Source organism: Aeromonas sp. EERV15, from assembly GCF_900079845.1.
GTDB classification, from domain to species: Bacteria; Pseudomonadota; Gammaproteobacteria; order Enterobacterales; family Aeromonadaceae; genus Aeromonas; species Aeromonas sobria.
The window spans coordinates 18742-31018 of record NZ_FKKY02000010.1 but is presented as its reverse complement, the minus strand read 5'-3'; the positions used below and the strand labels follow the sequence as shown (position 1 = coordinate 31018).

Sequence of the window (12277 nt, the reverse complement as noted above, 5' to 3'; positions counted from 1 at the left end):
TTCCAGCGATAATGCGAAGCGCCTAAAATCACAAATAAATAGCCCCACTCACATTAGCTCAAACCAAGTGGGTAAAAACGTCAGAACCAGCACAAAAGGAACAGCAAATGCTGACCCGTTTTGAAATCGATAACTTCAAATCCTTGGTAGGGTTTAGCCTGCCCCTCTCTCGCTTTAACTGCGTGATTGGTCTCAACGGGGCAGGTAAAACCACATTGCTGCAGGCGCTCGACTTCGCCTCTCATGTGATGAGTGGTGAAGTGAGATCGTGGCTGGATGCCCGTGGCTGGTCTGCAGCAGACCTGACTAGCCGATTTGGCAACAAATCCAATATCGATCTTGCTATCGAGCTGGAAATTGGAGGTAGGAAATTGCGATGGGAGGCCACCTTCAATCGCACTCGCCTCGCTTGTACCCGTGAGACAACCAAAGTCACTAATCTGCTAAACGATGGCTCTTGGTCATACGACGGCAGCTTTCGTCTAGACGGTACTTTTTTTGAGCTAAAAAGTGGGAAATACTGGCATCGCTCCCAGACATCTAGCCCAGAGCAATGGAACGAAATCCCATTTATCTACGAAGGGTCACTCCTTTCCCAGCTAAGAATTAACCAACTTTCACCATTGTTGAGAGATCTGCGTGAAAGTATTATTTCTATTCGCTCTTTGGATTTGCTTTCCCCAGAACAACTGAGAAGAAAGACAAAGCTGACTAACTATGCCAATGACATAGGTAATGGCGGCCAGCAATTAGGTGCTTTTATTCACCAGTTGGCCATGCCAGAACGTGAACAATTGCTACAAAATTTGCAGTGCTATTACCCCCAAGTAACTAAGCTCCACACCAGCGTACTGCGCGGTGGTGCTATCAAACTAGAGTTACATGAACGTTACCAAGCTACGGACATAGATAGACAGGCGAGTCTATTTGAGACAGACATGGTCACCGAAGCTCGGCATATCAACGATGGAATGCTGCGGCTATTGGCCATTCTAGCCCAACAATTTAGCCCCTATGAATTTGTACTATTCGATGAAATCGAGAACGGTGTTAACCCTGAGATCACCGAAGCCTTGGTCGATGCATTAGTCAGTTCACCCAAGCAATTGCTAGTGACAACCCACAGCCCAATGGTGCTCAACTATTTAGAAGATGAGATTGCCAAAAAAAGTGTCGTGCTGATCTACAAGCGCCCCGACGGGCTCAGCCGAGCCGTACGTTTTTTCGATGTTCCCATGGTAGCAGGACGACTCGAGTGCCTTGCACCAGGCGAATCCATGCTGGACGTCTCACTCCCCAAAGTGGCCGAAGCAGCGGAGCAAATGGCAGCACTCTCTAACAAGGGGGATTGACCATGCTGCAAACTTTATTGGTGTTTGGCGAAGGTTCAACCGATCTGGGTCGTAGTCGCAATGCTCAACCCTATGCGCTGGGAGATGACCTTGAGGTCGGACCCATATTGCGCTTGGCTCACCGCTTGCTATTGCGTCATCTGCCAGATTGGAATGGCGATCAGTTTAATGACAACCAAGAGCACACGATACCCTCGGTATTGGTCGCCAAAGCGTACATGGCGCAAAAAACAAAAATGAGTCGAATTAAACTTCCCAGTAAAAATACCAAAACGGGCTACCTAATTCACAGCAAGCGAGCGGCTGTTCTTGGTGAATTAGCTCAGCAGATAGGAACGCCAACCCAAGCAGAACTGGCTATCTATTTTCACGATACCGATGGCACGCAGAGCGAACAACATCATCCCCAAGATCTAGTACAAGCAGTCAATGAAGGCTTTCGCGCCGCAGGTTTTTCTGGGCGAGGCGTGGCTATGGTGCCTCAGCCGACCTCAGAGGCTTGGCTGATCTGCTCGTGTAAACCTGATGCCTATCAGTATTGTGAACTGCTTGAGTCCCAGCTATCAGGCAATGATCGTTCACCAGAACGAGCGCCTAAACGAGTCCTTGGTCGGTTGCTCGAGAACCCAGATTATCATCGTGGCGATCTCTGGCCGATAGTAGAGGCGATTGAGCTGGATCGGCTGGATATGCCGACGTTTAACAAATTTCGAACCGATCTCTGCCAAGCAATTGAACTCCTTTGCAGCGACCATAGGTAACCACCACTTTGACAACAGCGTAGCCCGCGAGGCTACGCTGCATTTTTAGGTGAAGATATCTGGTCACTTAACCAACTTGCTCTCCATCACCCCTTCCTTGCCCTCCTCTTCACTGACCTGACTCAGCTTGGAGCGGGCCATCAGCAGGCCCATCTTGACCTCCTGCCAGACGTAATAGTTTTTACCCGCCTCGGTACTGAGGGCCAGGGTGGCATCGTTCTCCGACTTGGAGGTGATGGTGTGGCTGCCCGGCGTCACCTGCTTGAGGATATAGCTGTGGGCCACGGTATCGCCGACCGCTACGCCATCCACCAGCACCGGCATTTTGACAGCCGTGCCGAAGGTCTCGTTGCGATAGATATAGAGATTGGCCACATCCTTGGGCGCCACAAACTGCTTGGCCTGCGCATCAGCGGTGGCATCGGCCATGGGTACGGAAGCACAACCGGAGAGCAGCGCCGCCGACAACAGGGCGGCACTCATCATTATTTGCCTGAACATAGTCGTTATTTTTTAGTGGGGTAACGGGGTGTAAAGGTTCGCATGAGGCTTTGCTGGCTGACAATCGCTCAAATCGCAAAGGGTGTGACTCGGCTCAATTTTTCAGCATTTGGCTGCCTCTTCCTGCCACTGCATCCCTTTCGCCAAATCGACCACTACCCTCAAACCTGACAGGAAGCAAAAGCAGAACACATTGATTTATCTTGTCTTTCAGCCGTATCCATCCGGCGGGTTGGACTGGTTTTTAATGACGCGATCATCCGAATATGTTTCGATATTCGCCCCAGCACCTCTCTGTAAGCAGAGCAATATCTTCACATCGACGACATCGCCAAGGATTATCAGTGCCTACTGGATTTATGAATCACACCCACGCCAGCCGACTGGCGATAAGAACCCACGCATCTCTAAGCAGGATCAATTGGCCTCTCTACTTGGCGCTTTTGATCACAGCCGCTTTGCCGACCATCTATACCACCACGCGGATCTACTACCTTGGCGATCTCCCTACAGAGTGGGGAGTCAACATTGCAAGCCAGCTTGCTTGGGTCAATCTGGGGCTGGAAGTGGTGCAGGAAGCGCTCATTCTGCCGTTGTTCTATCTCTTGGGAAAAACACTCCATGAGCGTGACGCCACACTGAACAAGCTCAAAACAGGCCTCATTGTCACCGTCGGGATCTACTCCCTCTTTACGGGTCTCATTGCACTCTTCGCCATGCCACTGGTGCAAGCTATGGCTCAAAGTCCGGAACAAGTTGCGGCCACCGTTGACTATATCCGTCTCGAAATGATTGCCACGACTCTCTTCAATGCAGTTCGATTCCTGACCATATTTTTCGTCCTGCAAGACTGGCGCCGTGTCATATATACCGTTCTTGCCATCCAGATTCTGGTCAGTGTCACCCTTGATACACTCCTGCTCAGCCAGCTGGAATTTAGCTTGCGGCTAGGGGTCAACGGCATCGCGTACAGCAACATAGTGGCAAGCATCTGCACCCTCGTTTATGCACTCGTAGTGGTCCGGCAGAGATACCGGCTCACCTCTGCTGACTTGCATGTCCAAGCCAACTTCGGATGGATACGGGAATGGTTCCGAGTTGGCAAATGGAGCGGCGTGGACTCATTGATACGGAATGCTTTCTTCCTTATTTTCATCATCAGAATGGTCAATGTTGTCGAAGAACAAGGGACATTCTGGGTTGCCAACAGCTTTATATGGGGATGGTTGCTGCTTCCGTTTTTACCGATGGCAGACCTCATCAAGCAAGATGTGTCACAAGGAGACAAGCTCCCGCATTGGGACAAAATGCTTGGCTACTTCACCACCTGCGTCCTCATTGCAATTGCATGGATTCTCCTCTCACCGGGTTATGAATGGTTCATCAGAAACATCCTCAACACAGCGCTCACCCAGCATCTTCACCTGATCCTGCTTTCGCTGCCGTTTTACATGCTGTTCATGTTCAACACCTGCATGGATAGCGTCCTGTATGGCCGGGGACAAACCCGTTATTTGGCCATTCAATCTATTATCACCAACGTCACCGTCTATGGCACCGCCTATGTGTGCTACCTGCAAGGCTGGTTGACACCATCACTCGATGGCATAGCGATTCTCTTTGGGTGCGGTATTGCGGTGGACACGCTGGTGACCGGATGGCTCTACAACCGGCACCTCCGACAAGAAAATCACGCAGTCTAGGCCATGTATGTTGCTAAAGCAGACGGCATCTCCCAGACGACTCAAACCGGCTTGAAGCGATGCGTTAGAAGAGTGGGCAAAACAGATAGGGGGAAATCAGAAACCCGGCCGCCAGATGGGGCGCGGCGGCCGGGTGAATTGTAAAGAGTAGGGTGACAGGTAAAGGGATCAGCCTAGTCTAATCAACTCGATGGGCGCGTAACGCTCTTGAGTGTTGGCCAGCAGCACGCACTTCTCATGCTCCGCCTGATAGGGGGTCATGTGGTCGGTGTGGGCCTCTTTCAGAAAATCGACTGCGCCAGTGGCGGCAATCATCACGCGCTGACCCAGGTTCAGCACATTGCGGTTACGGTCATAGATCTTCATTTCATTCTCCTTTTCTAGGGTCCTGGCGGATGCGCAGGCGTGTGTCCAGGACAACGGCATTCAGCCTACGCCCCTGAAAAAAGGTGATTTATGTCACAGATCAACAAAGGGGCGATAAGGGACTCGCAGGTTCAAAAAGCGAGCATGGCCGGTTGGCCAGCAGTTGTCGCGCGCAGTACGCCTCCCCTGCCCTTTTCGTCGTGACGGGCTCGAACCTGACAGGGGATGGGGTATATTGGTGGCCGATTAGCCAGTCTCATTCACTGTGGCCGCGCAAGCAGGCCGTTGTTTCAACAAGATGGAGAGTGCTTATGAATCGCGACATTACCGCCCAGTTTATCAAGATGCTGACCAACCTCGACTACTGTCTGGCCAAGGCCGAAGCCCACGCTGCGGCGAAGCAGTTCAACGTGGAGAACTTCTTCGGCGAGCGGCTGATCGTCGATATGCTGCCCCTTAGCAAGCAGGTGCTGATCTGCTGCGATTCGGCCCGATCCGTGGTCGCCACCGCCAGCCACAGCGAGCTGCCGGTGCTGGGGGATGACCCCAAGACCATGGCGGATCTGCGCGCCCATATCGGCAAGACCATCACCTATCTGCAAAGCAAGCTGGAGGCGGACTACAGCCAGTATGCCAGCGCCCGCTACGTGCCCCACTGGGCGGGCGGCAAGGGGATGGATGGTCATACCTGCGTCCATGAGTACGGCATCCCCAACTTCTACTTCCACCTCACCATGACCTATGCCCTGCTGCGTCAGGCGGGGGTCGATCTCGGCAAGCGCGACTATCTGGGCGGGCTCAACCTGCAATAAGCGCCGCCCACTCGGGGCGAACAGATAGCAAAAGCCTGCCACGCGGCAGGCTTTTTTATATCGGGTGGTGCAGTGCTGGTGCGCAGAAAGGCTGCGCCCTAGAAGGGGCCGTTGCTCTCGCGCAGCTTGTCGGGCAGGCCGTCGTGATCCCCCAGCTCGCGCTCGGGAACGTCGTCCCAGTGCAGCTTGCCGAGGGTGATATTGCGCTCGGGGTGCACGGCGTAGTGGATGCGGTTGTCCTCCCGATCGGTATCACCGATGCAGAGCAGCCGAACAGTCTCTTCGGTGTTGTTGATAAAGGCGTGGGCCAGCCCGTCACCGGCCTTGAAGCCCACCGAGTCACCCGGTTGCAGCCGATAGAGCACGCCATCGAGCCAGACATCCGGCGTCCCTTCCAGCACGTGAACGAACTCGTCCTCGGTCTTTTCGGCGTGGGGCCAGCTGGTGCGGTGGCCGGGTTCGACGATCTCGTGGTGGATGCCGATGCGGCTAAAGCCGAAGTGCTTGCCGAGGGCGCAGCCGCGAGAAAGGGGCTCCTGACTGCCGGAGTAGTAGCGCGGCGTCTGCTCTTGCAGCTCGCTCCAGTGTTTGATGCAGGGGTGGCGGGTCATCATGATTCCTTATGCTGTGAGGGGTGCTCAGAACGGGCCGTTGCTATCGCGCAGTCGGTCGGGCAGACCATCGTGATCGCCCATGTCGCGCCGGGGCACATCGCCCCAATGGCGCTTGCCGATCTGGCGGTTGTATTCGGGGTGCAGGGCATAGTGGATGCGGTTGTCGGCGCGATCCCTATCCCCCACGCAGAGCAACCGGACCGGTTCATCCGTGTTGTTGATAAAGGTGTGGGCCAGCCCGTCACCGGCCTTGAAGCCCACCGAATCCCCCGGTTGCAGCCGATAGAGCACGCCATCGAGCCAGACATCCGGCGTCCCTTCCAGTACGTGGACGAACTCGTCTTCGGTTTCTTCGGCGTGAGGCCAGCTGGTGCGGTGGCCGGGCTCCACCAGCTCGTGGTGAATGCCGATGCGGCTAAAACCGAAGTGCCTGCCCAGCGCGCTGCCGAGGGACATCCGCTCCTCGCTGCCGGGGTATGATTCCGGCTCCGGTTCTTGCAGCTCGCGCCAGTGTTTGATGTTGGGGTGACGATTCATAGTGATTCCTTTTCTATGAGGATGCGGTCACGGGAGGGGTCATCCTAACTGCCAGAATGCGGGGGAGAAAAGCAGAAATCGGCGGCCGGTTTCCCCGCTGACGGCGAGACGGCGGACTCGGCTGCGGGTCAATTCCCCATTCGGCAAGGGCTGAGCGGCCATGCGACCAGCAGTTGCGCAGGCAAAAATGCAGACAACAAAGAGGGAGCCGCTGGCTCCCTCTCTCGATCTTGTCGGCACCTGTTTGCCGCTGTTATTTTCCACTCTTATTTACCGCTCTTATTTTCCGATATTGTCCGCTAGCTGTTTGGCACGATTGGCCGCCCACTGGTCGATCATCTTCTCCATCTCCTCGGCGGTGATGGGCGAATCCTTGTGGGTGGTATCCGGACTTTCGCGGGCATCCATCACCCGTACCAGCAGCTTGCCGCTCCGGGAGTCGAGCAGCTGGGCCATGCTGCCCACCTTGAGCAGGTAAGGCTCCTTGCCGATCACTTCGCGGGTGACGTTGATGGCGATCTTGGCCGGCAGCAGGTCACGCAGCTTGGGGTCGGGACGGGTCAGGTCGAAGTTGGTGACGGCTGCCTGGATCCGCATCACTTTCGGGCCGGGGGCGGTGGCGATCTTGACGCCCTGCTTAATCAGCTCGCTCTGAAACTTGTCGTGGTAATAGCGGCCAATCTGGTTCTGTTCATTGGCGGTCAGCAGATACCACTGACCGTTCTCCTGACGAATAAACTGCAGCGGATCAAGCAGCACCTCATTGTATTGGCGCAGGTCAACACCCGGCTCCTTGTAGACACGCTGATTGGGGTTGCTCTCGCTCTGCTGGAAGGCTGTCAGCGGGATCGCCTGCAAGCTGTGGGATACCTGATTCTTGACGGCGCAGCCACCCAGAAGGGCTGCAGCCACGGCAACCATCACGACCTTTTTCATATTTGCTCCTGCATTTTACTGTTTGTTTTTGCTGTGGATTTCGCACCACATGGCTGGAGAACCCGTGCCGGATGCCGCCAATGTCACAGAGAAATAACCTATTCATCACCTTCCCACAAGGGACAGATCAGGATTGTTCAGCTCACATCCAAGTTGTCACAATTGCGGTGCTTTTATACAGGGTCAGCCAGGGAATGGACGGCAATCTGGCGAGGGTTCGATTGTTTAATCCGGCTCAATGGGACTGCGGGAAGCACACAGTTTTTTCAAACGATGCAGGCCAGCGAGCGGCGTGAATTGACCGGGGGAATGCCCTGAAACGCGCGATGACCGATCATCAGCCACCTTGCGTAAATAGGCCTGCCGCCGGAGAAGCGGCAGGCTCATTCATCAGTTATCGAGATCCCAGGGACACTGCTTGACCAGCCCCTCTTTGTCGCTGGCGACGATCGCCTGCTGCACCATCCGTTTGTAGCGATTCTTGATATGGGCGGGCAGCGCGGGCACCAGCAGCCGCTCGTCAAACTCCGGCAGCGGGCGATCCGGCAGCACCGCCTGCTCCTGCGGGCTGAGGGGCGGCCGGGAGGCAATATTGCTGGCCGAAATAGTGGGCGTACCCACCAGCATCTGGCGTTGCAGCGGCGCGCTCAGCAGAAAATCCACCAGCAGGTAGGCGGCCTTGAGCCGAGCGGGATCATCCCCGGCATGGCGGGCGATGGAGATCGCATCGAGGGCATAGATGGCCCCCTCCTGCACCATGGCGATCCGCCACTGCTGCTCGTTCTGCTTGTTGCACTCCACCAGCTCCAGCCCCCAGGTGGTGGCAAAGGTCTGCTGGCGCAGATCCTCGCAGCGGTTGGTCTGATTGAACCAGAAGCCGCGACTGGCTCGCAGCCGCTGCGAGAGTTGCTGCTCCACCTCTTGCTGCAAGGTCTTGTCGGCCAGCATCTCGCCGCTGGCAAACAGGGCGGGCGACTTGCCCAGCGAGAGCAGCACCGAAAAGAGCAGCGGCTCGAACTGGTCGCAGAACTCGGCAAACTGACCCGGCGGCGAGCTGTTGGCGAGCACCTGCCAACTGGTGGGCGCTTGCGGCACCTGCTTGCTGTCGTAGGCGAGGCTGAACATGGCGTAGGAGAAGGGCACCGAGTAGTTGCGCTCCCCCTGCTTGTCATACTCGGTGTTCTTGAGGGCGGGCTTCACCTCGGCGTAGTGCTGCAGGCGACTGAAATCGATGGGGAGCAGCAGCTTGAACAGCGGCTGGTGATGGGCCTTGTAGAAGTAGCTGGTCGGCAGCACCACATCGGCGCTGCGGGTGCGCAGGGAGCGGTAGACGCTGTCGAAATCAGTCAGCAGCGGCTCGATCCGGCTGACCGTCGCCTCCACCCCATGGGCTTTGGCGTAGTCGGCAAACTGTTGTTCATAACCCGCTGGCAGATAGCCCCACTCCAGCAACTTGAGCTGAACCGGGGCCGCCAGCGCCGGGGTCATCCCCAACAACCAGCAAAGAGGCAGTAGACGCATGGCCGGGTACTCCTGACAGGTAAACCTTGTTGGAGTATAGGCCCATGCGCCGACTCGTCAGGCCACCAGCTCGGCGCCCATGCTCGCCAGAATGGAGAGGCTGACCACCGCAAACAGCACGCCGGTCACCAGATTGAGTGGTCGCTGCACCCGCAGCAACAGGCGCTGGGCGCGATCGGTAGAGAGGCTCCACGCCAGCAGCCCGAACCAGCAGAGGGAGATGATGAAGAGCTCGCCCACCAGCAGGCTGCGGGTCACCCCATCCACCTCTGGCGTCACCATGGCCGCCAGCAGTCCAATAAAGAACACCAGCGCCTTGGGATTGAGCAGGTTGGTGGCGAGGCCAGTGCGCACACCCCTGCCCCAGCCGTGCAGCTCATTGGCGGCGCTGGCCATCACGGTGCTGCTCTGTTGGCGAGCCGCCATCAAGGCGCCCCACCCCAACCAGCCCAGATAGAGGGCGCCGCAGCACTTGATCACCATAAACAGCAGCGGGTGGCTGGCGATCAGCATGCTGATCCCGGTCAGGCTCAGGGTGGCGTGCACCATGATCGCCAGCGAGATGCCCAGCGCCGCGCCAAGGGCGGTCGGACGGTGCAGGCTGGTGCGCAGGATCAGGGCGAAATCGGGGCCGGGGCTGGCCAGTGCAATCAGGTGCATCAGGCCGAGGGTAACGAACAGACTGGTCAGCATAACAACTCTCGTTTTAACGACGGAGAACCAGCATGGCGGATCAGCGGGGGGCGCGGCTTGTAAAAAATTGCATCTGGGCACGAAATTCGGCGGGCGTCAGACCGAATGCCTGGCGAAAGCCGTGGTGGAAGTGACTCTGATCGAAGAAGCCGACCTCCAGCGCTACTTCGCTCACCGCCATCCCGCTCGCCAGCAGCCGCTTGCCCTGCTCCAGCCGCAGCCGTTTCAGCCAAGCGTAGGGGGTCATGCCGCTGCGTTTCTTGAACTGGCGCAAAAAGGCGAAACGGTCGAGCCCGAGCAAGCCCGCCAGCTCCTCCAGCGAGTGGGGCTCATCGAGAGCGGCCATCAGGTAGTCGCGCAGGAATCGCAGCTGGGGATCCGCCAGCTGGTGCACTTCGGGGGCCAGATGCAGCAGCTCCCCCAGCAGGGCGAGCAGCTGGCTCTCGATCAGCAGGCCATCGGCATGGGGGTTATCGAGATAGCCGTGTAGTTGGGCAAAGCCCTGATAGAGGTCGGGGCGGCTCTGCAATCCCTTGTCGAAGAAGGGTTCCGGCTGCTCCGGCAGCCAGAGAGCCAGCTGCTGCGGATCGATGGCGAAGACCCGCACCTCATACCCTTCCGGCAGCAGGCTGAGGCCATCGTGCACCTCATCCGGGTTGACGGTAGAGAGCACCCCGCGCACCAGATGGTGACTGTTCCCCTTGTGGATAAACTTCTGGCCACCCCGCTGTACCAGCCCGATATGGTAGTCGAGATGGACATGGCGACCGTAGCTGAACGCCCTGTGGTGGGAGTGCGACAGCTCGACCCCCGACAGGTGCGGGGATTGCCAGTAGCGGATGAGGGAATCGGTGGTATTCATGGCTTATAGATACACCAGCAGCGGGCCTTGGGCTTGTAGATTATTGCACGCAACCCCCTCTCAACGCCCCCACAGCCGCGGGGTCGACTCCACCAGCGAGGCGAGCGGCACCCGCTCCACCATCTGACGCATACGCTGCACCAGTTCGGGATTGCCATCCCCCAGCGACTTGTTCAGCACGATATGCACCTGCAGCGGGGTGACCGGCAGGTAGATGAGGCGGGTCGCCGCAGGGAGCTTGGCACGAAAATGGTTGGCGGAAATATCGTTGGAGAAGAGCGCGGCATCGATGCGCCCACGCAGCAACTTCTGCATGTTGCCATGCTCCCAGCTGAGCTGGGAGAGGGTGTCGATATGGATCTGCGGATGCTGCAACAGCGGCGGCACGATCGCCTGACTCGACCAGCCGATGGTGGTGCCGTAGAGATCTTCTTGCCGTTCGACCGAGTGAAGCCGCGATGGCACCAGTACCACCAGCACCGGCCGCAGCAGCAACAGGTGGGGGTCGATATAGCGAAAGTGACGAGCACGCTCGGGACTGTAGCTCAGCAGCGGGGTCAGATCGCACTCGCCGCTCTCGAGGTTGCTAAGCAGCCGCGCCACATTGAGCCCCTGCCACTCGATGGTGCGCCCGATTACGGGTTCGATATGACGGCGAAAGTAGTCGATCACCGGCCCGGAGACCTTGCCCTGCTGATCGATGGTAACCAGCGGCGCCAGCTGGAAGACACATCCCCGCAGTGGCGCGTTGATCGCCACGGCCTGGCTGATGGTCATAAGAGGGAGAAGAAGTGCCGATAGCAGTAATACCAAACGCGTGCCCGAACGAGAGATGCCCATAGGTGCCGACCCGATGCCCTGATAGCCATCAGCATGGCACAAGGCAAATGAGCGGGCTATCCGCTCCCGCCGCGCTTTGACCTCTTCCGCCCCCGACTCCCATGACCAATGGGCCCCGTTTTATTGAAGTGAAAATCAATACTTCCGCTGCTTTGATGGATTTTGGTCTCTTGAGATATAGTGCGGCCCCATTCATTAAACCGGCGGATGAGCGCCCTGCCGGACAGGTAGATTCATGAGACTGTTTTTGCTGTTGTTGTCGTTGTTTGCTGCGACCGTAAGTTCTGATGAAAAGCCGCGCCTGCCCTATTACGACTGGGGTCGCTGCCCGTTTGAAGGTTGTACCTATCAGTCGTGGACCACCAAGCAAGAGGTGATCGTCAGAGCCGAACCATCCCTGACGGCCAAAGCACTGTTCCGGCTACCCCGCGGCCAGCAGGTGGAAGGACTGACCGGGGTCGTCATTACCGAACAACCGGGGATCATCGAGATACTCAGATCGGTCAAGCTGGGCTACAACGAGGAGGGAAAAGGGCCACTGTTGAATATGAAGGCAGGGGAAACGCTTTATATCCTCGGCGGACTGGGCGAAGGCAATAGCCTGTTCTGGTACAAGGGCAAAACCTACATTCTCGATTATGACTATGCGCGCAAAGAGATCAGATACGGCCGGTCACCGCAAAACCAGTGGTGGGTAAAAATTCGGGACAAGCAAGGGCGTGAGGGTTGGGTTGCCGAAGCCAAAAACTTTGCCCATATGGACCGTTTCGAATAGTGAT

14 protein-coding genes are annotated in these 12277 nt (G+C 57.1%); 5 read left to right on the top strand and 9 right to left on the bottom strand.

The genetic code is table 11. The features are described from left to right. Positions 1-107 precede the first annotated feature (107 nt). Both BN4575_RS10385 and BN4575_RS10380 read left to right on the top strand, forming a co-directional pair. Complete coding sequence (locus BN4575_RS10385; RefSeq protein ID WP_068978134.1) at positions 108-1352, top strand: AAA family ATPase; 1245 nt, start codon at positions 108-110, stop codon at positions 1350-1352. A 2-nt stretch (positions 1353-1354) separates the two neighbouring features. Then, a complete protein-coding gene (locus tag BN4575_RS10380) occupies positions 1355-2113 on the top strand; it encodes a hypothetical protein (RefSeq protein WP_068978133.1) in 759 nt (252 codons plus the stop codon). A gap of 63 nt (positions 2114-2176) precedes the next feature. Here the strand turns inward: BN4575_RS10380 and BN4575_RS10375 are convergent, their stop codons facing one another. Next, complete coding sequence (locus BN4575_RS10375) at positions 2177-2614, bottom strand: DUF2846 domain-containing protein (RefSeq protein WP_068978132.1); 438 nt, start codon at positions 2612-2614, stop codon at positions 2177-2179. 359 nt (positions 2615-2973) lie between these two features. On the opposite strand from BN4575_RS10375, the gene BN4575_RS10370 reads away from it, so the two are divergent. Next, the gene (locus tag BN4575_RS10370) at positions 2974-4317 is read left to right on the top strand and encodes an MATE family Na+-driven efflux transporter (RefSeq protein ID WP_068978131.1); all 1344 of its coding nucleotides are present in this window, start codon (positions 2974-2976) and stop codon (positions 4315-4317) included. A gap of 168 nt (positions 4318-4485) precedes the next feature. Here BN4575_RS10370 and ydfZ read toward each other — a convergent pair whose 3' ends face one another. Next, positions 4486-4683 carry a putative selenium delivery protein YdfZ gene (gene ydfZ / locus BN4575_RS10365; protein ID WP_042018422.1) on the bottom strand — a complete coding sequence of 66 codons (198 nt, stop codon included), beginning with the start codon at positions 4681-4683 and terminating at the stop codon, positions 4486-4488. Positions 4684-4994: 311 nt separating this feature from the next. On the opposite strand from ydfZ, the gene BN4575_RS10360 reads away from it, so the two are divergent. After that, on the top strand, positions 4995-5495 hold the full coding sequence (locus tag BN4575_RS10360) for a DUF1993 domain-containing protein (RefSeq protein WP_068978130.1): 501 nt from the start codon (positions 4995-4997) through the stop codon (positions 5493-5495). Between the two features lie 98 nt (positions 5496-5593). Here BN4575_RS10360 and BN4575_RS10355 read toward each other — a convergent pair whose 3' ends face one another. The 7 genes from BN4575_RS10355 to BN4575_RS10325 all read right to left on the bottom strand — a co-directional run bounded on the left by BN4575_RS10355 (position 5594) and on the right by BN4575_RS10325 (position 11435). Beyond that, on the bottom strand, positions 5594-6106 hold the full coding sequence (locus BN4575_RS10355; protein WP_042056998.1) for a cupin domain-containing protein: 513 nt from the start codon (positions 6104-6106) through the stop codon (positions 5594-5596). A 27-nt stretch (positions 6107-6133) separates the two neighbouring features. Further along, positions 6134-6646 (bottom strand): cupin domain-containing protein, encoded by a 513-nt coding sequence (locus BN4575_RS10350; RefSeq protein WP_068978129.1) that lies wholly within the window; start codon positions 6644-6646, stop codon positions 6134-6136. Positions 6647-6925: 279 nt separating this feature from the next. Beyond that, a complete protein-coding gene (locus BN4575_RS10345) occupies positions 6926-7582 on the bottom strand; it encodes a DUF3313 domain-containing protein (protein WP_068978128.1) in 657 nt (218 codons plus the stop codon). Positions 7583-7972: 390 nt separating this feature from the next. Then, positions 7973-9103 (bottom strand): ABC transporter substrate-binding protein, encoded by a 1131-nt coding sequence (locus BN4575_RS10340; protein WP_068978127.1) that lies wholly within the window; start codon positions 9101-9103, stop codon positions 7973-7975. 57 nt (positions 9104-9160) lie between these two features. Beyond that, positions 9161-9796 (bottom strand): LysE family translocator, encoded by a 636-nt coding sequence (locus BN4575_RS10335; protein ID WP_068978126.1) that lies wholly within the window; start codon positions 9794-9796, stop codon positions 9161-9163. Between the two features lie 40 nt (positions 9797-9836). Beyond that, positions 9837-10658, bottom strand: coding sequence for a helix-turn-helix transcriptional regulator (locus BN4575_RS10330; RefSeq protein WP_068978125.1), 822 nt, complete (start codon positions 10656-10658; stop codon positions 9837-9839). A gap of 60 nt (positions 10659-10718) precedes the next feature. Further along, complete coding sequence (locus BN4575_RS10325) at positions 10719-11435, bottom strand: substrate-binding periplasmic protein (RefSeq protein WP_068978124.1); 717 nt, start codon at positions 11433-11435, stop codon at positions 10719-10721. A 298-nt stretch (positions 11436-11733) separates the two neighbouring features. Here BN4575_RS10325 and BN4575_RS10320 point away from each other — a divergent pair, with 298 nt between their 5' ends. Further along, entirely contained in the window at positions 11734-12273 is a 540-nt protein-coding gene (locus BN4575_RS10320; protein ID WP_068978123.1) for a hypothetical protein, read from the top strand. Positions 12274-12277: the final 4 nt, after the last annotated feature.